Annotated in this window: 18 protein-coding genes; 8 read left to right on the top strand and 10 right to left on the bottom strand. The window is 68.9% G+C overall.

The annotated features are described in order from the left end of the window. Positions 1 to 389: 389 nt before the first annotated feature. Together CED_RS23855 and CED_RS16795 are read right to left on the bottom strand one after the other, a co-directional pair. Positions 390 to 614, bottom strand: a complete 225-nt coding sequence (locus tag CED_RS23855) for a hypothetical protein (protein ID WP_023841125.1) — start codon at positions 612 to 614, stop codon at positions 390 to 392. Next, the gene (locus CED_RS16795) at positions 611 to 1,138 is read right to left on the bottom strand and encodes an NUDIX hydrolase (protein ID WP_011437272.1); all 528 of its coding nucleotides are present in this window, start codon (positions 1,136 to 1,138) and stop codon (positions 611 to 613) included. Before CED_RS16795 ends, CED_RS23855 begins: the two co-directional genes overlap by 4 nt. 1,478 nt (positions 1,139 to 2,616) lie before the next feature. Between CED_RS16795 and CED_RS16805 the strand changes: the two genes are divergently transcribed. Then, a complete protein-coding gene (locus CED_RS16805) occupies positions 2,617 to 3,336 on the top strand; it encodes an HAD family hydrolase (protein WP_011437275.1) in 720 nt (239 codons plus the stop codon). On the opposite strand, the gene CED_RS16810 is transcribed toward CED_RS16805, so the two are convergent. Beyond that, on the bottom strand, positions 3,333 to 4,766 hold the full coding sequence (locus tag CED_RS16810) for a hypothetical protein (protein WP_035912174.1): 1,434 nt from the start codon (positions 4,764 to 4,766) through the stop codon (positions 3,333 to 3,335). The two genes, CED_RS16805 and CED_RS16810, sit on opposite strands and share 4 nt — an antisense overlap. Before the next feature lie 639 nt (positions 4,767 to 5,405). Between CED_RS16810 and CED_RS16820 the strand changes: the two genes are divergently transcribed. The 5 genes from CED_RS16820 (at position 5,406) to CED_RS16835 (ending at position 9,224) form a co-directional block, all read left to right on the top strand. Then, positions 5,406 to 5,735, top strand: a complete 330-nt coding sequence (locus CED_RS16820) for a recombinase family protein (RefSeq protein ID WP_035733191.1) — start codon at positions 5,406 to 5,408, stop codon at positions 5,733 to 5,735. 87 nt (positions 5,736 to 5,822) lie between these two features. Further along, positions 5,823 to 6,338 (top strand): ATP-binding protein, encoded by a 516-nt coding sequence (locus CED_RS22895; protein WP_235187118.1) that lies wholly within the window; start codon positions 5,823 to 5,825, stop codon positions 6,336 to 6,338. A 72-nt stretch (positions 6,339 to 6,410) separates the two neighbouring features. After that, positions 6,411 to 7,193 (top strand): hypothetical protein, encoded by a 783-nt coding sequence (locus CED_RS16825; RefSeq protein WP_035733189.1) that lies wholly within the window; start codon positions 6,411 to 6,413, stop codon positions 7,191 to 7,193. Next, a complete protein-coding gene (locus CED_RS16830) occupies positions 7,177 to 9,018 on the top strand; it encodes a radical SAM protein (protein ID WP_035912178.1) in 1,842 nt (613 codons plus the stop codon). Before CED_RS16825 ends, CED_RS16830 begins: the two co-directional genes overlap by 17 nt. 11 nt (positions 9,019 to 9,029) lie before the next feature. Continuing rightward, a complete protein-coding gene (locus tag CED_RS16835) occupies positions 9,030 to 9,224 on the top strand; it encodes a hypothetical protein (RefSeq protein WP_035912180.1) in 195 nt (64 codons plus the stop codon). Between the two features lie 525 nt (positions 9,225 to 9,749). Here CED_RS16835 and CED_RS16840 read toward each other — a convergent pair. From CED_RS16840 to CED_RS21625, 4 genes are all read right to left on the bottom strand, one after another. Continuing rightward, a complete protein-coding gene (locus CED_RS16840; RefSeq protein ID WP_082456722.1) occupies positions 9,750 to 10,211 on the bottom strand; it encodes a flavodoxin family protein in 462 nt (153 codons plus the stop codon). A 429-nt stretch (positions 10,212 to 10,640) separates the two neighbouring features. After that, positions 10,641 to 10,967 carry a multidrug efflux SMR transporter gene (locus tag CED_RS16845; RefSeq protein WP_023841168.1) on the bottom strand — a complete coding sequence of 109 codons (327 nt, stop codon included), beginning with the start codon at positions 10,965 to 10,967 and terminating at the stop codon, positions 10,641 to 10,643. 49 nt (positions 10,968 to 11,016) lie between these two features. Continuing rightward, entirely contained in the window at positions 11,017 to 11,877 is an 861-nt protein-coding gene (locus CED_RS26325; protein WP_011437285.1) for a hypothetical protein, read from the bottom strand. Next, entirely contained in the window at positions 11,865 to 12,398 is a 534-nt protein-coding gene (locus CED_RS21625; protein ID WP_083342742.1) for a hypothetical protein, read from the bottom strand. Before CED_RS21625 ends, CED_RS26325 begins: the two co-directional genes overlap by 13 nt. 773 nt (positions 12,399 to 13,171) lie before the next feature. Here CED_RS21625 and CED_RS16860 point away from each other — a divergent pair. Beyond that, positions 13,172 to 14,101, top strand: a complete 930-nt coding sequence (locus CED_RS16860; RefSeq protein ID WP_011437287.1) for a DMT family transporter — start codon at positions 13,172 to 13,174, stop codon at positions 14,099 to 14,101. Continuing rightward, on the top strand, positions 14,101 to 15,948 hold the full coding sequence (locus tag CED_RS21630; RefSeq protein WP_051868879.1) for an FAD-dependent oxidoreductase: 1,848 nt from the start codon (positions 14,101 to 14,103) through the stop codon (positions 15,946 to 15,948). Before CED_RS16860 ends, CED_RS21630 begins: the two co-directional genes overlap by 1 nt. A 42-nt stretch (positions 15,949 to 15,990) precedes the next feature. Here CED_RS21630 and CED_RS16870 read toward each other — a convergent pair whose 3' ends face one another. The 3 genes from CED_RS16870 to CED_RS16880 all read right to left on the bottom strand — a co-directional run bounded on the left by CED_RS16870 (position 15,991) and on the right by CED_RS16880 (position 19,139). Next, positions 15,991 to 16,956, bottom strand: coding sequence for an AIM24 family protein (locus CED_RS16870; RefSeq protein WP_063613444.1), 966 nt, complete (start codon positions 16,954 to 16,956; stop codon positions 15,991 to 15,993). Between the two features lie 84 nt (positions 16,957 to 17,040). Next, positions 17,041 to 17,718 (bottom strand): AIM24 family protein, encoded by a 678-nt coding sequence (locus tag CED_RS16875; RefSeq protein WP_035912181.1) that lies wholly within the window; start codon positions 17,716 to 17,718, stop codon positions 17,041 to 17,043. Positions 17,719 to 17,780: 62 nt separating this feature from the next. Then, positions 17,781 to 19,139 carry a TerD family protein gene (locus CED_RS16880; RefSeq protein ID WP_035912209.1) on the bottom strand — a complete coding sequence of 453 codons (1,359 nt, stop codon included), beginning with the start codon at positions 19,137 to 19,139 and terminating at the stop codon, positions 17,781 to 17,783. Positions 19,140 to 19,252: the final 113 nt, after the last annotated feature.

Below are 19,252 nucleotides of genomic sequence, written 5' to 3' on the forward strand. Positions count from 1 at the left end.
TCGCTCAACTCCTCGACCCGCAGCTGCAGCTGCCCGACACGGGCCTCGGCTTTCTCCGCACACTCCTCGGCCCGCTCGGCACGCCCACGCCAGTACGCCACCTCGGTGACATCATCGGTGACAGACAGAACAGACACACCACCCAGGACACATCACCAGCGTCCTCGGTATCAGGAACTACACCCGACGTATCACGAAGAGCCCACAACCCCCCACCAGCATCCCGCGGACACTCCGCCCGACTCCCGCCACAGCCACGACACCGCCACACGGCGGAACCAGCCCCTCCACGCCATCGCCGAATACTTACAAGCTAAGAGTGAGTTTTTCCGTTAGTGCTTATTGCGGCTCCCGTTCCAGCGGGCAGCCGCTTTTTCATTTGCGCCGCTTCAGGGCGGCCGGATGCTCGGCAAGCGGCGGTGCCGGGGCCGCTTGCGACCACTCAGGACGCAATGCGTGACCTCGATGGCCAGGCAGACGACGACGAACATGCGCCAGGCTGCGCGGGCCAGCTCCACCGCCCAGGCTCGCGCGGAGTTGTCGAGGGCGGCAGGCTGGTGCAAAGTGCCTGTACTTCTGTTGAACGACCGTCCCAGCAGCACCAGGACGGTCAACTATGGCCGTCCTGGAGGTAGCGGACACCTCCTCCGCCCAGCACGGCGAGTGCTACGTGTACCCGCCGCCATACATACGGCCGGAGTAGCTGGGCCGCCTCCTCCGGGGAGCAGAAGCGGACGGCCGCCAGCTCCGGGTCCACGGAGCGCAGCCCCTGCGCTTGCTGCTGGGTGAGGGCGCCGCCGTCGAAGACGAAGGCCAGCAGGTCATCCCACGGCCCATGCGGTGAAACCCAGTCCACGCACAGCAGGTCACCCACCTGCGGATCAAGACCGAGTTCTTCCTTCAGCTCGCGCCGCAGGGCGTCCCGCGGCGGCTCGTTGGCTTCAGCCATCCCGCCCGGTAGATCCCAATCCGGCTTGTATGTCGGATCAACCAGCAGGAGGCGGCCGGCTTCGTCGCGGATCAGAGCATCAGCCGATACCCGCTTGCGGGCCTGGCGGGCGTTGCCTTCGGCCAGGTGGGCGAACTCGGCGGCATCGCGGCCGGCGTAGCTGGCCTCCCACTCCTGTTCGATGTTCATGAAGCCTCAGCCTGCCGGGGTCGTGGCAACGTCGTGGTCATCCGCCCAAGAAAATTGGCTACGGGCCCAACAGCTCCGTGAGGTTCAAGCCGGTGGCCAAGGGCCCGAAGCTGGCCGACGACGCGATCGGATGCCAGATGCGGCGTCACGTCGAGCACCTGGCCGCCGGCTTCACACGCCCCCTCAAGGTCGCCGGCCCCAAGACGCACCGTGGCCAAGGTCAGGTTCCCGAAGGCCCGGCTACGAACCCGGTCGGGGCCTCGAAGCTCCAGCACGCGGGCAACCTGGCGCTCGGCTCCGGCAAGGTCACGAAGATCCCGCAAGCAAATGGCGGCCTCAGCGGCCAGCGCTGCTTCGTCGAATGGGCTCAGCCACTCGTGGCCACCGGTGGCGGCACGTGACAGTTCCAGTACGGAGGCCCGGAGGGCGGTCAAGCAGTCGGCCGGTGCTCCGGCCAAGGCGCTGCCCCTGGCCTTCATGGCATGAAGCCGGGTACGCAATGCGCCGCAGCCCGGATCATCCGGCACCAGGGCAAGGCCAGCCTCGGCCAGCCGGACGGCGTCGCGGGGACGGTCATCCTCCAAGGCTAGGTGACTCTGGCTCACGAGGGCTTGGGCACTCAGGGCTTGGTCGCCGGCGGCGGTGGCAAGGCCGAAGGCCTGCACGAAGTGCTGCCCCGCGAGGTCGCCCCGCTCGTCGTCGTAGGCCAGCCAGCCGGCCATGTCCGTCAGCGACGAGGCCGCCGAAAATACCGCCGACGGCGGGTGCTGGTGGCCCACCAGCTGCGGAGCAACTTCGGTCTGGATGAACCGCACTACCATTGGGTACAGCCGCCCGCCCCCGAGCTGGCGGTCGGCAGCCCGGAAGGCCAGGGCGGCGGCGCGGATCGTCTCCAGGGCTCCACCCTCGACGGTGGCAGCGATGGAGCCGTAACCCGGTCCACCCATCCAGGCCGGCGTGGAAGACGCCGCCAGGGGTACCCGCGGTTGCCCGGGAAGGTCGAACCAAAGCAGGGCAGGCGGCAGCCGAAGTGTCCTGGCCCAGTGCGTCAGGCGGTCCAAGTCCCGGATGGGCGGGCCACTCTCGATCCGGCTCACCTGGGCCTGGGTCAAATTGAGCCACCCACCAAGCCGCTCCTGGCTGATGGGCCGGCGGTGGNACGGGCTTTGGCGGTAGGCCACGGAGANCAGGCCGATGTGCTGGGCCGCGAAGGCGTCGCGGAGTTGATCGGTCTGCCAGAAGTGATCCGGAAGCGCCGGCGGGCCTTCGGCTTCCCGGCGGACTCGCCCCAGGCATCCGGTGCAGCGGGGGCCGGCGTTGTCGGCGGCCAGCCGGGTGCCGCACTCGCAGTAAGGCGCGGCCAGCTCCGGCATGTGATCGCTCCCGTGGGATGCCGCCTGGGTATCAACGTGATCGAGAGTGTAGCGGCCAAAAGTCCACCGGACGGGAGCCGGCGGTCACCACCCGCCGTTCCTTCGATGTGGGATCATGACCGGGTGACCGCACCGGCCCTCATCCTTTGGGACGTCGACCACACCCTGCTAGAGATCAAGGGCGTCAGCCGGGACATCTACGCCCGCGCCTACCAGCTGGTAACGGGCAGCCCCATGGAACAGCTGGCCGACATGACCGGCCGCACGGAGCGGGCGATCATTATCGAGACGCTCCAACTCGGCGGGATCACCGAGCCGGAGCCGCTGCTACCGGCCTTCTACGACGCCCTGGGCGAGGCGGCCCGGCAGCTCCAGGACCGGATGCGGGGCGCCGGCCGCAGCCTGCCCGGTGCTGGGGAGGCCATCGCGGCTCTCGTTGCCGATGGTGTTGTGCAATCTGTCGTGACGGGCAACCTGCACTCCATCGCCGAAGTCAAGCTGGCCGCCTTCGGGCTCACGGAGCATCTAGACCTGGCCGTGGGCGGCTACGGCGACGACGACAGCGACCGGGCCGTGTTGGTCCGGCTGGCGGTTAAGCGGGCCGAGGCCGCCCACCAGGTGAGCTTCCCCCGGCCCAGGGTGGTGGTGATCGGGGATACGCCGCACGATGTCAAGGGCGCCCACGATGCTGGTGTGCGGGCGGTGGGCGTTGCCACCGGCGGCAGCACCGTGGCGGACCTCGAGGCCGCTGGGGCCGAAGCCGTTTTGCCGGACCTCACCCGGCCCCGCGCCCTCCAAGCGGCCGTCTTCGGCCTCGTGGGCTAACTGCCGGGGCCAGCGGTCGCCAGGCGGAACCGCTCGCCGAAGTCCCGCGCCGCGGGCACGGTGCCGAAGGGCTCAAGCCCGTCCGCAAATTCTTTCAGGCGCAGAGCTACCCGCGTCGAGCCGATGGCTTCGCTCAGGGAGAGGGCATCGGCCGCCGTCTGGCAGGCCTGCTCAACGTCGCCCGCCTTCAAGTGGCACTTCGCCAGCCGGGACAGGTAATGCACCTGGTCCCGGATGCGGTGGGGTGTGCGCTGGGTAAGCAGGCCAATGGCCTGCGTCAGCGCCGAGGCGGCCTCGCCGGTTTGGCCCAGTTCCAGCAGGCAGGCGCCTTCCTGGGCGGCTACCTCTACCTCGTCGACGTAGGACACCCACATGGGCTCGTCCCGGTGGCCGGCGGCCTCGAAGTCGGTACGGGCGGCGTCCAAGGTGCGGCGGCAGCCGTCCTGGTCGCCAACGCCGGCCTGGGCCCGAGCCAGGCGNGTACCCAACATCGTCTTGGTCAGCGGCGTAAGCCCGGCCGTCCCGGAGGCGAGCGCGGTTTGCGCTAGCGACAGCGCCGGCCCCCGCCGCCCCCGGTAGGTCTCCTGAAGGCTCATATAACCCAGGGCGCTGGCGGCCAGGCCCGGTTCGTCGCTCTCATGGGCCACGTAGATGGTGGTGGTGAAGTAGCGGCGGGCCTGGGCGTGGTGGTCAGCGTCCAGCGCCAGCCACCCCGTCATCTGGGCGAGCTGGCCGAAAGCGAGCAAACCATCACCGGGGTCCTGCTCCACCGTCACGGCCATCCGGGCCACGTACCGGGATAGGGGCAGATACAGGCTGTCGCCGCCCAACTCGTCGTCAAGCTGCAAGAACAATTTCAGCAGCAGTTCGGCGCTCTGGCCCGTAGTCATGCCCTCGAAGGCGGAAATGCCGATGGTGGGGCTACGGGTCTCGCCGGCGGCCAACGGGAGGCGCCCAGCCGTCAGGCTGCCCAGCAGCGCCGGCAGGTCCGGCCCCGCGGGTACCGGCGGCGTCGGGGCCGCCGCTACAGGTGCGGGGCGCTGCTCGGGGAGCTGGAACCACAGCAGATGAGCGGGGATGCGCAAGGTGCGCGCCCACATCATCAGCCGGTCCAGGTCCTTGATCGGCGGGCCGGACTCGATGCGGGATAGCTGCACCTGGGAGAGGTCGGCCCAGCCGCCAACCAGTTCCTGCGCCAGCACCCGGCCGTGCCAGGGGTTGCGGCGGTAGGCGGCGATCACCCGGCCCATGTGCCAGCTGGCCAGGGCGTCGCGTAGTTCATCGGTCTGCCAGAAGTGATCAGGCACCACCGGGGCCTGAAGGCGCAGCTGCTCCTGTTTGCGCTGGCAGGGGGCACAGGACCCGGCCGCGTTGTCGCGGGCGAGACGGCTCCCGCAGGAGCGGCAGTACCGGCCTGATGCCCTGTCCATGCCCCCGGCCGCTCCCACTCGTGGTCATCCAAGTGCGCTCGGCAGCAGCGTAAAGGGGCATTGGTCACGCCAGGTGGGGAACTGGCGGCGGCACGTATAGCCGTCATACATGGCCCGGCATGGCCGCATCCGTCCCGCCCGCTCACGCTGAGGACCAAGGCGCCCGGGGCCGGGTAGAGGACCCTGCTCCCCGGCCTCGGGCGCCCGTCCACATCAGTGGATCTTCCTGCCAGGATTGGAGGCACCGGTGGATGCAAACACCGGAAGGCAAGACTCCGTACTGGGGCCGCCGGGCAGTGCGGCGCTGCGGCTCATCACCGAAGGGCTCGGGGCAGCGTTGGGACGGCTGGAAGCCGCTGGCGTCGTCCTCGCTTGCGACGCGGGCGACCTGCCCACCACCGCTGTACAGCAGGCAGCCTTGGAAGAGCGAACCGAAGCCGTCACCGCGGAACTGCGCCGGTTGCACGGCGAGGCGCGGCGGATGCTGGCCCGCCAGCGCCGCNCCCCTGCCGCTAGCCTGTCCCGCCGGGCCTTCCTCATCTGGCCGGGGTTCCTTCCGAGCAGCCAGGCCACCACCCGCTTCACCGCCTCATGAACGGCCGCCCGCCGTCCTCGGCGGAGTGCCAGTCGGCGCGGACGGTGTACGGCTACATCAGCTCCGAGCACGCCGACGAAGCCGAAATCGACCGGCTCCACGACCAGCTCACCGCCCACGCGCAGGCCGAAGGCTTGGCCCTGGCAGAAATTTTTGTCGACCGTTCCATTCCCCCGGGGCGCATCGTGCGTCCCGGCCTCACGGTCCTCCTCGAAGCCGTCATGAGGTCGGAAGCCGCCGGGGTCCTGGTGGCAAGTCTCGATCACCTCTCTCCCTTGCCCGCCGTCCGGCAGGCCATCGAAGTGGAGATCGAGGTGTTGGGCGCGCGGGTGCTCACCGTAACGCCCGCCGTCCCTTCGCCGAGGTCGACATGAACCTTCCGGCCAGCACTGCACCCCAGCCAGCCGCTCACCTGCGCGCGAGCGTCCACCAGGTTCGCCGCCACCACCACGGCCCCGGCCTTGGCGCGGCAAGCGGCGGCCGAGCTGCTGGAGGACTGGAGGCTTACAGATCTTCTCGACACCACGGCCCTGTTGATTTCAGAACTCATTACTAATGCCGTCCGGGCCACCCAAAGTTCCGGCGGCGGCTCAAGGCCCATCGTATCCATGCGCATCAGTTGGGCCGCCGGGAGCCTCATACTTGAAGTCTGGGATCGCAACCCGAAGCCGCCCGAACTTCAGGTTCAGTATCTTCACGGTGAGAGTGGCCGGGGCCTTCACATTGTCGAAGCCCTGAGCACGGCGGCAGCCTACTGCCCATCACCCACCGGAGTTGGCAAAGTGACCTGGTGCCAGATTGAGGCACCGGCACCGCCCGAATCCCAGGAGTCGCACCCGCTTCTCCCGCACCGTCGGGCTACGGTTGCACGTGCCGATCCTGGGTTGGTTTTCGATGACATGGCAGTTCTAAAACGGGTGCTCGCTGGCCTGCAAGCCCTGGACAGTCGCCTACCCCGGAGTGACGCCATGAGATAATAGCGCCAATATCTTCGCCCAATACCGTCGTACTTCCGGAGTTTCCTCATGCCGTTTGCCGCAGACCGCTGGATGACCGAGTACCCCGCCTGGCTTCCCGCAGCAGATGGGGTACGCCGCGTATTTGCGTTGCCTGGCGGCCCGGTCTTGGCGGAGGTTCACGGCGGCAAATTGACGCTCGCGGCACTGGGCGATGAGGCGGCGGAGCCGCTGGCGGATGTCTTCGGCTTGCCGGAGGGAGCAGCTAGCGAAGTGCCGGAGCTCGCCAAGGAGCTGGCTGGCCTCGGGCTGGTGGGACGTTTCCGCAACCCCTCGCTGTGGGAGGCCCTAGCGACCGCGATCTTGCGTCAAGTCATCCGGGCGGGGCAATCCAAGAAGCTCTACCGGGCACTATGTGCGGCCCACGGCGAGCAAGTGGCGCTGCCGGACGGTGGCGCGTTCGGCCTGTTTCCGAGCCCCGAAAAAATCCTAGAGCTAGACGACGAGCAGTACGGAGAACTAGGGCTAGCTTTCAAGCGGCCAGCGCTGCGGGCCGCCGCTACGGCCTACCTGGCCCACGGCGAAAACTGGAACCGCCTACCCCTGGCTGCCCTGGTCGACGAATTGCAAAGCGTCCAGCGGATTGGCCCTTGGACGGCCGGCGCTGCTGTTGCTGACTACACCAATACCTGGGACCTCTACCCCTACGCCGATCTGGCCGTACGCACGTGGGCGGGGCGAGCTGCCCCAGCGCACCATTGGTTCAACAATGAGCGTGCCTTCGGTGCCCAGTGGCGGCATCTGGCGGGGGAACACCTATCAACCTTGACCATACTGACCCTCGCTTGGGGTTCATACCGTGGAGACATTGGATGACGGCCCCGTCCTGGGCGCCGACCTGAACCAGCCGCTCGACGCCGTTTTTATTAACGCCCCGCTGCGTGACTACGGCGTCCGCCCACGGGTAAACGACTTCACGTTGCCCGTGTTGGGCATGGCCTACATCGCAACCTACGCGGCGGCCCAAGGCTTCAACGTCGGCGTGCTCGACGCCGAGGCTTTGGGGCTCGGCGTCAAAGAGACCTATCAACTGGTGAACCGCCTCGGACCGCGCTGGGCCGGTTTCAACCTCCTGGCCCCCACCTACGAGGTGAGCGCCGAAATCGCCGCCGGCTTGGACCGGGACATCATGGTCATGATCGGCGGGCACCAGGCCAAGGCCATGCCTGCCGCCATCATCACCGACCCCCGTTTCGGGGCGCTGGAGGCCCTGGTGCTGGGCGAGGGCGAGACCCGCGTGGCTGAGCTGTTGCAGGACAAACGCTCCCGCGCCGACCTGCCCGGCGTGATGTGGCTCGATCCCATCCTTCGCCAGCCTGTCACCGGCGGCCGTCCGGGCGCGGGCCACCACCTGAGCCCGGATGTGGACCGCCTGCCCTTCGTCGACCGCCGGTTTCTGGTGGGCGACCCGTACCAGGCGCCAGACGGCCGCGTCGAGGCCAACATGGTCGGTGCCCGCGGGTGTCCTTACGATTGCTCCTTCTGCGGCGCTGCTGTTAGCGCCAACCCAGACATCACCATCCGCACCCGCACCCCGGCCGGCATCATCGCGGAGATGGAGGTGCTGCACGCCACAGGCGGCGTGACCGCCTTCCGCTTCGTCGATGATCTTTTTCTCGGTTACGAGCGGTTCANCCGCCAGTGCATGGAGGCCTTCACCGCCGCTCGCCTCGGGGACCGCTTCGTCTGGGACGCCACCGGCCGCATCAACATCCTGCATCGGGTCGACAACGCCCTGTTGGATGTGCTGGCCGCCAACGGCCTGCGCGAAGTTGCCCTGGGCGTCGAGTCCGGCAGTGAACGGCTCTTGAAGTACATGGGTAAGCGGATCACCCCGGACATGACCCGCTCCGTGGTCCGCCGCCTCAACGAGCGCGGCATCTCGGTGAAGGGATACTTCATCTTGGGCTTCCCCACCGAGACGCGGGAGGAGCTGGCGGCCACCGTCCGCCACGTCAGGGAGTTGTGGGAGGTGGCCGACGGCCAGCCGGGGAACTTCCGGGCCTCCGTCTTCGAGTTCCGCCCGTATCCGGGGACGCCGGAGTGGGACCGCATCGTGGCTACCGGCCGCTACCAGCCCGCGCAACTGCTGGCCTACACCGCCGTTGACCTCACCGAAGGCGGGCTCGACGAGGCCATGCGCGGTCGGGATGAGTTCAACTTCTCCGTGAACATCCAATTCGGGGAGGCCACCGTGGATGAGGTGCGTGCGGCCCTGGTGGAGCTGTCCCGCGAGCAGCCGGGCATGCTCCGTCCTCAGCTCCGCGAGCTCGACTCGCAGACGGCCGTTCTCCACCAACACATCCGCCAGCGCCTCACCACCAGCAACGCCGCAAACACCCGACTCGACAACCGCCACGCACCGCAGCAAACCATCCCGACCAGCGAACCGTCACCCACGGAGACCATCAGGCCACACCCAGTCCCCCCAGCCACCGCCAACGTCGATCAACTCAACGGGACTTCCGACTACGTACGTCCGACTGGCACCACATGGCCGGGCCCTGGGATCGGCCACTCGACGCCATCGCGGTGGGCTCCCATGGACGAGCCCACCAGGAACTGTTCGTCCTCGTCGAGGGCGAGGTCTGGCACCGCTGGTGGATGCCCGAACCGCAATGGTCCGACTGGCACAAGCTAACCCGCCTGGGCATGACAGCGACGGACATCGCGGTGTCCTCCCTCACCGAAGGTCACCTGGAGGTATACGCGCTCGACGCCACCGGCCGGATGCGACACCGGTGGTACTGGCCCGAGCCCGGCTGGTCGGACTGGACGGACATGACCACTCCACGCGACGACACCACGCCCCCACACATGCCGCTACCGGAGCAGAGCAGCGCCTGACCGTCGCTTCCGACACGACCACCCGCCCCGTGCGGACCGGGTGGCTCACCGCCATCGCCGCCGGCTCCCACTCCGACCGCCACCAAGAGCTCGTTGGTATAGACCGAGACGGCACGGTTTGGCATTCATGGANCTGGCTGTGCGACGACGGCCTGCCGAACTGGCAGGCCTGGTCCACCTGGGACCCCTGGCACGCNATGCCTCCCGTCCGCTGACGCGTCCAGACAGCACTCGCCTTCGGCCGGTCCCTCCAGGTCTCTTCATCAGGCTGGCCGCAGCTGTGGCGCCGAGCTCCCAACAGGCCTCGCGTACAGCGGCATCTACCTCGCCGATGGTCGACAGCGGCTCCCGAAGGCGCTTCCACTTCAGCCCGGTCGCGATGGTCTCGACCCCACGGATCGCACCGGTCGTGTCGCTGTTGCCGTGGACATACAAGGCGTACGGCCGGCCGATGGTCGCCTCAAGCACGGGAAAGTAGGTCTGGTCGCAGAACTTGCACAAAGTCGCATGCGTCGGATGGTTACACTACGTGTCCGCGAGCGTGGCCGCCATGGTCGCGCCCAACTCCCAGCATGCTTCGCGGGCAGCAGCGTCGAGCGCTCCCACCACCGTCAGCGGCTCCCGCAAGCGCTTCCACCGCAGCCCCGCAGTGATCGTCTCGACTGATCGCACGGCGCCGGTGGTGTCGCTGCCGCCGTGGACGTAGAGGGCATACGGCCGGCCGACGATTGCTTCAAGGCAAGGATAATACACACCATCAAAAAAGTGCTTCAAAGCGCCCGACATATAGCCGATATTCGCCGGAGTACCAAGAATATACCCATCGGCAGCCAACGCATCCGAGGCCGTGGCTGAGAGTGCCGGCCGCACCTCAACCTCTACGCCCTCGATCTCGTCCGTCCGAGCNCCCGACAGAACCGCCTCCAGCATTTCCTGCATGGTCGGGGACGGGGTGTGATGGACCACCAGCAGCTTCGCCACAGCCATACCCTACCAAGCTAAGGCCCACCCCCTCATACGAGAAGGTGGGCAAGTGGTTAGGGACAGGTACACGGGCTATATACCCAGACGCGCCTCCGTGCAGCATCATGGCCGGCAAGGTGGTGGATCGCATCCATGTAGCGCGATGCCGCTTCCATATCCCCGAAGCGGTGATGGGGAGAGGTCCAGCCGCCCGGTTCCCGGTAGGCGAGATGAACCTTCACATCCACCGGAATTGGTAGGGCCTCAATCTGGGGAGCCGGATACCCTAAGCGCGCCACACGACGTCCAAGCGGTCGGGGTCAGACTGACTGAACCGCCCCGGTCTCCACCGAACCCGGGGCGGTTCACCCGGAGCGGCCACACAAGACACGCTCTTAATATAACTACCCGCGCTTTGACCGACCGAAAAACCCGCTACCAGCTACCAGCTGGTCAGCGGCGGGCACCGCTAAGCTGGAGACCGACCACTCCGACGATGACGAGGACCAGCGAGGCGACCTTTAGCGCGTTCATCGATTCGCCGAAGACGGCCGCGCCAATGACGGCCATGGCCGCGGTGCCGGCCGCGGACCACACCGCGTAAGTGAAGCCGATCTCCAGATGCTGCAACACTCGAGACACGAAAAAAAATGACAGCGGATAGCAGACACAGACCATCAGGGTCGGCCAGAGCCGAGTGAACCCGCTGGTCTCCCGGAGCGCCAGCGTTCCAGTGATCTCCAGCACTATAGCGACGATAAACTGCACGATGACGGCCACACCCGGACGATATCGGCGCGCCGGATGGCCGTCACCCCGGCCAGGGAGTTCAACCNGTTCGGCTCGTCGATCGGCTGGCGGTCACCAGTAGCGGGATGCCGACCCCGTGCCGGGCACTCGCCTCCGCGAGCAACGCGGCCAGCCAGCCCAGCGCGTCCAACGTCCACTCGGCGAGGGCCCCCTGGAAGGTGACCCGGTGCCGAGCAGGTCCCTGCCACAGTTCATCGATGACGGCGGGTTCCAGCACCGGATGGTCGTCGTTCGCCGGAGAGAGCGAGTCATCCGAGAAGACGTGCTGGTCGAGTTTGCGCAGCCAGTCGAGCATCGCGGGGGCGGCGGAACGGATGGCCGGGTCCTGCCCGCCGTCCACCGTCACCCGCACCCGCGTTCTGTGCCGCGGGGCGCAGTCGGCGAACCAGCCGGCATCCTGCAGTAGACTTCCCACGGCGGGTGTCCGTGGCGAGATCCCGAGGCCCTCCACCGGCGACACCTGCACCGGCAGCAGGAGCTGCACCGGCAGCAGGAGCTGCACCGCCGTCAGCCGCAGCGTGCCGATCCGCGCCACGACATCGTCCGCGCAGGCCAGGAACGGCTGCACCGGCAGGGGGCGGCGGTTCGGGACCGGTTCGGTCAACGACACCTGGAACCAGGCGGCGCGGGACGGCGACGCCCCGGCGGCGGCAGGCCGGTCCTGCCCGGCATCGTTCATCCCCCACAGGCCGCCGGAGGCGTCCGGCATGGCCTCGGTGAGCCAGCCCAGCGCGGACGACCTCGCGACGAACAGGCTGTACGCGTCGGAGGATGCGACGAAGGGATCCCGCCACGGGTGCGGCGCCAGCTCGCCGTACAGGGAGGCGAACAGGGTGCCGGCGGGCCCGGCCGCGTCACCCTCGTGCACTACCGCCGGCACCTGATGTTCCGACCCGTCGTGACGAGTTTGTTCGGGTCGTCGGGCACGCCCACCAGATCCACGTCGATGACGCTACGCCACCCTGTCAGACTGCCGCTCCTGCAGTGGCCCCGCCCGGTCGCCCGGTTTCCGGCGCCGCCGCCGGACTTCACCGTCGACCGGCCCACCGCGCCGACGTTCCGCCACGTGCCGTCGCTGTAGTACTCCTGCAGCTGGACGGTGACGACCGCCTTGGTGACGTCGCAGTCGATGTTGACCCACCAGCCGTGTCCGGACGCCTCATGAGCGGAACTGGAGACGTGTACGTCGTCGCCTCTGGTCTCGAAATAACACACCCGCGCGGATTTCGTGATGCCGGCTGGGGAACTCCTGCCCCGCAGGCCATCCGCGCCGACCGCGCCAGCCGCGACCGCGGAATCCGGGACGGGCGCGGGTACCGGCCCCGCCGGCGCCGCGATCGCCGCGGTCACCGAGATCTGCGACGTTCCGATCAGCACGGTGCTCGCAATGCAGGATCCCACAGCGAGCCCACGAAGAGAGTGACGCACAAGCGCACCTCCGAATCTGGTAGAGCAGCGGAAAGAATACCACGTGCCCGGGACGGAAATTGACGACACGCACGGCACCGGCCCCACCGATCCCATCCGGTGCCGGTGGTCACAAAAAAAATTGCATCGCCGCCATGCCGCGTCAAGCAGGCAGCCGTCCACCCGGCCCGTGTCGGACCCTACCGGTCGCCGACGGAAATCTTTTTCACATGGCAGACGAAAACGGCTCGCGCAGGCGTTTCTAATTCAGCCCCGTGGTAATCGTCTCGATGCCGCGCACGACGCCGCGCACGACGCCGGTGGTGTCGCTGCCGCCATGGGCGTGGAACGCGTACGGCCGGTCGGCCGTACGCCGCGCTCCCGTCGGTCTGGAGCGATCCCGCTTCCGTGGACCGGGGGTGTGAGACGGCTACGCCGAGGCCCGGCGAGCAGGACGTTCCCGCTCGGATCACACCGGCGCCCACCAGCCGGGATACATCACATCCGGTTCCCCGGGCCGGTACATTACGGCCATCGTGTCCAACATGCGCGGTCCAGGCGATGCGCCGCGGCGGCTCGACCGGCCGCTCGGCGGCGTACACCCGGTCCCGGCGGTCCCGGCGGTCCCGCTGTCTCCGACGCTCCCCGACGAGGCACCCAGCCCGATGAGTACGCCCGCGCGGGGCGGCCGCCATCCCGCCGGCGCGTCCGGCCGCCCGCCGGCAGCCGCCCCGCGGGCCGGCTCCGCCTGACNGACCGAACGATCCGTGTTGCTCTTCATCCCGCTGGCCCTGTGCGCCGCGTTCCTGCTCGCGTCGTCCGCGGCTCTGCAACAACGCGCCGCCGGACGCAGCCGGTTCGCCGCCCGTGACGACCGGACGCACGCGCTGCCCGGAATGGGGCATCTGGTCGACCTGGCACGCGAACCGATGTGGCTGCTGGGCTGGCTGACAAACGTCGCCGGGTTCTTCACCCAGGCGCTCGCCCTACACCTTGGTTCCCTCGCCGAGGTGCAGCCCCTCATGGTCACCCAGTTACTGTTCGCGCTCCCGCTGGGCCTGGTCCGCACCCATCTACGGATGGCGCGGGGAGCATGGTGGGCGGTGGCATCGATCTGCGCAGGCCTCGCGCTGCTCCTCACGGTCCAGGGACGCCTACCCGCCCATGCTCCCCTGGACGAATACCGGCTGGCGCTGACCATCCTCGCGATCATTGCCCTCGCGGCGACGCTGACGGTCTTCTCCCGCGGCCGGCGACCAGCAATGCGTGCGGCGATGCTCGGAGTCGGCGCCGGGCTGTTCTTCGCGCTGAGCGCCCTGCTGATGAAGCAGGCCACCGACGAGACCCTGAACGAGGGGATCGCTACCACCGCGACCCACTGGTTCGCCTACGCCCTGTGCGGAGTCACGATGGCCAGCCTCGTATTCGGGCAGATGGCGTTCGCCGTGGGTCCGCTCGCGCCGACCGTCACCGCCATGAACATCACCAATCCGACGGTCTCCTACACTCTCGCCGTGCTCGTCTTCGGGGTACCCGCCCCGGACACCCCCGGGGTTATCACGGGTGTCACGGTGGCGGCTCTGCTGGTCGTGGGCGGGGTCGTCCTGCTCGCCCGCTCGCCCGCCCTGCCACGCCCCACCCGTCGCCTGCCTGACGTCTCTCGCCACGATGCCCCCGCCCCGATGCCCCCCTCCTGATGCCCCCCCTCCTGGCGGGCGACGAGGTCGAACTGTTACCGGTACTCGCGGAAGTCCAGCCTCCGGCCATCGAATGGTTCGCGCTGGAAGGGCTGCACCTGACGAGCGGGAGTCTCAGCGCCTGGCGACGGCAGGTTCGATCATCTCCTCGGCGGGGCAGGACGTCCGGGCAGGATGACGGGGACGACGGGCTCCGGGGACCGCCGCGGTCGCTCCGCCTGGTGGCGGCCGACGCGGGGCAGGCCCGGGGCGGGATCCGGGGAGCTGGCATGGGAACATCATCCGCACCGTTGCGCTGGACCACCCGATGCGTCATCGCGGGCGGTGGGCCGGCGGGGATGATGCTCGGTCTGTTGCTGGCCCGCGCAGGGGNGGACGTCATCGTGCTGGAAAAGCACGATGATTTTGCCCGTGACTTCCGCGGTGACACGATTCACCCGTCCACGATGGCAGTGATGGCGGAGCTGGGCCTGCTGACGGACTTCCTTCGCATCCCGCACACCCGGGCCGCCACGCTGGCTTTGGATATGGCGGGCCGGCGCCGGACCGTTGTGGACTTCCGGCACCTGCGGACGCCCTGCCCGTTCATCGCCCTGATGCCCCAATGGGACTTTCTCACGTTTCTGGCCGAGCGGGCCGGTGCCTATCCGACGTTCCGCCTGGCGATGAGCACCGAGGCGACCGACCTGGTCCGGGCGAATGGACGGGTCGTGGGCGTGCGCGCGGCCGGCCCCCTCGGGGAGGTCGAGATCCGGGCGGATCTGACGGTGGCCGCCGACGGCCGGCACTCGACCCTGCGGTCCCGTGCCGGCCTGCCGGTGCGGGAGCGCGGCGCTCCCTTCGACGTCCTCTGGTTCCGGCTGCCGAAAGACATGGGTGACAGGTCCGCGAGCGGCCGCCGGGCGGCGAGGGACGGGAACGGGAACGAGGAGGGGAACGGGCGTGGGGAGGAGAAGGGGAACGAGCGTGGGGAGGAGGGAAACGGGGACGGATTCACCCTGGCGCACCTCCGCAAGGGCCACGCCCTGATCACCCTGGATCGACGCGACTACTGGCAGTGCGGCATGGTGGTCCGGAAGGGGTCGGCGCAGCGGCAGCCAAGGACGGCCGGCGGGCTGGCGGCGTTCCGTGCGCAGATCACCACCGCGGCGCCGGCGCTGTCCGGTGCCGTTGACGACCTCACCGACTGGGACCAGGTGAAGACCCTGGTGGTGCAGGTCGACCGGCTTCGCCGATGGTTCCAGCCGGGTCTGCTCTGCATCGGCGACGCCGCCCACGCGATGTCCCCGGCGGGCGGCGTCGGGGTGAACTACGCCGTCCAGGACGCGGTGGCGACGGCGAACCTGATGGCCGTGACGCTGCGGGCCGGGCCACCCGAGCCGGCCGAGCTGCGGCGGGNGNAGCGCCGGCGGNCCNGGCCGGNCGTGCTCATGCAGATGATCCAGGTCCGGCAGGGCGCCTTCCTGGTACGCCTGTTGGGTGACGACGAGCGGCCAGCGCACGGCGGCAGCCCGTCGCGCCAGGTCGCGCGTGCCCCCCTGACGAACGCGACGACGAACGCGACGGCAAGGACGATGACGGGGGCGGTGCGGGCCGGGATGTCCAACCTGGTGACGGCCATGATGTCCTATGGGGTGACCGCCACGGCGGCGCCGCGGATCGGGCGGGTGCTCGGGCGGGTACTCGGGCGGGTACTCGGGCGGCTACTCGGGCGAGTCATCGGCATCGGATTTCGGCCCGAACACGTCCGCACCCCCGACGTGTTCGCCGAGGATGCCGGATACACCAAGAATGCCGGATACGCCAAGAATGCCGGATACGCCGAGGGCGTCGAGCGGGCGAGATGACCCCCCACGCCTCGCCGCCCGTCCGTCGCAGGCGGTGTCGCCTCAGCGGTTACCGAACAGACCGCCTAGGCCGCCANCGCCGAAACCGCCGCCTGGGCCGTGACCACCGTGACCGCCGTGCTGGTTGCCCTGGAACCCGCCCTGGCCGAGGCCGAACTGTCCGGCGAGACCGGCACCCGCGAGCGCGTTGTACGGCGGAAGTAGCTCGCAGGGCTGCACGATGACGAAGCCCTCGCCGGTGAACTGCATCTGCCAGCTCTCCCCGGTGTTCCCCCGGGGTCGCCACACGGCCGAGGACGTCACCGCCGCCTGCATCGAGACCTGCAGGCTCGATGACCAGCCGACGACCGCGTCGGCGTCCGCGAAGTAGTAGTTCTGATGCGTTACGTGCATGACCAGCGGCGCCCCGGACGTGCAGACAGCGACCCGGCCGTTGCCGCGCAGCTCGACCTGGTAGCTCCCGACACCGGCGATGCCGACCTGGCTGTCCACCCGCACCAGGTCCCAGGTCAGGTCGGCGTTGAAGGCGAGCACGTTCTTGCCGTCGACGGTGAGCCCATCACCGACCAGGTCGAGGATGTGGATGTCCTGCGCCTGGTTGGCGAGGAAGACCGAACCCGATCCGGAGACCTGCATGAGGTTCAGGCCCTCGCCGCCGCTGAAGAAGCTGTGGAAACGCGAGCCCCAGCCCTCCCAGTGCGCGTCGAAGTTCGCGGCACCCTGGTAGGCGACCATCGCGCCCTTGCGGGCATAGAACTCCCGCATCCCGCGGGCGCCAAGCGTCGCCTTGAGCATCTTGCCGTTCTGCAGGGAAAACGGCTCGTCCGAGGGACGCTCGGGATTGTCCAGGAGACTGCTGCGGATGCCGCCGGCCGGCCCACCGGAGCCACCGGGAGGTGTCCCCTGGCCCGGCGGATAGCCCTGGCCCGGCGGATAGCCCGGACCACCGCCGGGATAGTTGCCCTGCGGACCACTCGGGTGGCCGCCGTACATCCCGCCCTGCGTCATGTCGCCGTCCCCGTCCTCTCCGCGGTGCGCTCCGCCGTCCGGCGCCGGTACCCGGCCGCCCGCCCCCACCGTGCCATCGCGGCCTCAGCCCCGCACCGAGAAGGTCGGCCGCTCGTCCTCGCTCGGTTGCACGACGACGAACCCCTGGCCGGAAAAGCCGAGCTGGAACGCCTCCCCGGAGCCGCGCCCGATGAGCCCGCCGAGCCGGGCGGTGCGCCGGGGCTCGACGCGCAGCCCATCGGTGTAGGCGACGAGGGCGTCGGTGTCGACGTAGGTCGACGCCTCCCGGGTGTCGAGCACGATCGGACTGCCCTTGGCGGTCAGCGCCACCCAGCCGTGCCCACGCACCACCACGTTGAACATCCCCATTCCGGACAGCATGGTGATGCCGCGGACCCGCTCGATGCTCCACTGCAGCCCGGCGTCGAAGGCCAGGATGTTCTTGCCGTTGACCGAGAGTCCCTCGCCGGCAAGCTGCGCGACGATGACCTCCTTGCCGTAGTCCGCGAGGTACAGCAGCCCCTGGCCGGTCGCCGTCATGAGCGGAACGCCCTCACCCGTCGCCCAGGAGGAGGCGATCCGGCCGAGCTGCGGCGGCTGCGGGTTGAAGTCGATCAACCCCTCGTAGGCGATCATTGACCCGACCCGGGCGAAGAGATCCTGGCCCGGGTTCATGANCACCTTGGCGATCTTCNAGCCGTGCCTGCTCATCCGTTCCATGATCGGAGTTGGTCCGTAGTGCTGGATCAGGCTGCCCTGCACGGCCCGCTCCTCTCCCCCGGCGGTCCTCCCGCCAGGCGCGCTTCCCGGATGGTCGACACGCCTCAGACCTCGTACGGCTGGACGACGATGAAGTGCCCCGCGAACCCCATGAACTGCAGAGCCAGTGCCTCGCCGCTACCGCCGGCGTAGATCTGCCGGGAGATCCGGACCTGAGTGGACACGCTGACCCGCATGCCGGTGGTCCAGGCGACGAGGGCGTTCATGTCCGCGAAGGTCGGGCCCTGCACGGTGAGGGTCATCGGAGACCCCTTGGTCATGACGACCACCGAACCCGGCCCGGAGACCTCGAAGTGGAAGAACCCCCCGCCGGGGATGCCGGGGCTCTCGATCCGACGCACCTCGGTGCGCACGGTGGCGTCCATCGCCAGCAGGTTCTTCGCGTTGACGCAGAGGGAGGAGCTGCCGAGCTCGACGATGTGCAGGTCCGCGGCGTCCTGGGCAAGGAAGACCTCACCCGAGCCCTTGCAGGTCATCAGCTTGAGGCTCTGGCCGGTCAGCTTGCCCTCGATGAGACCGCGCAGCCCGCTGCTCTTGTAGTCGAACTCGACGCTGCCCTGGTAGGCGACCATCGACCCGCGCAGCGCCAACGCGTCCGGACCGAGGGTGACCTTGACCAGCTTGCCGTTCTGCTGGGTCCACCGACCGGCGGTCGGCACCTCACGGTAGGGATCCAGGCTGTTCATCGCCCCGGGCAGGGTGGGTCGCGCCTGCGACGGCAGGATCTCGGGTCCGCCGAACGCGCCGGTCGGCGGCATCCCACCCGGCATGCCGGTGGCGGGCATCCCACCCGCGAAGCCCATGGGCGGCGGTGCAGCGAGCGGAGCGCCGAAACCGGGAGCGCCGAAACCGGGAGCGGGGGCCGGCTGCGGCGCCTCGTCGGCGACCTCACCACCGTAAGAGCGGATGAGCTCGGCCAGTCCCCCCTGGAACCCCTGGCCCACGGCGGCGATCCGCCACACACCCTTGCGGTAGATGTCGGCGATCATCACGGCGCGCTCGCTGGTGAAGTCGGCGCCGGTGAAGGAGTAGCGCAGCACCTCGGTTCCCGCGACGACGACCCGCAGGTACCCCGACGAGATAGCCGAGGCGCTACCGGCACCGTCGAGGGCGGCGCAGAACGACAGCCGGCCGATCGAGGCGGGCACCTGGTCGAGGGTGACCCGGAACGCCTGACTGTCGCCGGCCTGCGGCCCGAGGAGCTGGATGGACTTTTCCGGCGACGCCGGCTGGTTGAAGAAGACGAAGTAGCGGTCGTCGGTGAGGCGATCGGCGCCGTCCAGGCCGAAGCAGGAGATGTCCCACTCCCCCGGCGCATTGATCTGGATCCCGACGTACAGGTCGGTGCCCGGGGTGATCGTCGACAGCTGCGCCTTCTGCCCTCGACTGAACTGGGTGACCAACACGCTCCCTCCACCTGGCATTCCGTGCCGGACCGGCGCAACCATGACCTACCGGCGTTACCGTGCCCAACCGGCCAGCCAGCACCCGCCCGCATCCGCACGAACCGGACTGC

It is taken from the genome of Frankia sp. CeD (assembly GCF_000732115.1).
In the GTDB taxonomy this organism is placed as follows: domain Bacteria; phylum Actinomycetota; class Actinomycetes; order Frankiales; family Frankiaceae; genus Frankia; species Frankia casuarinae.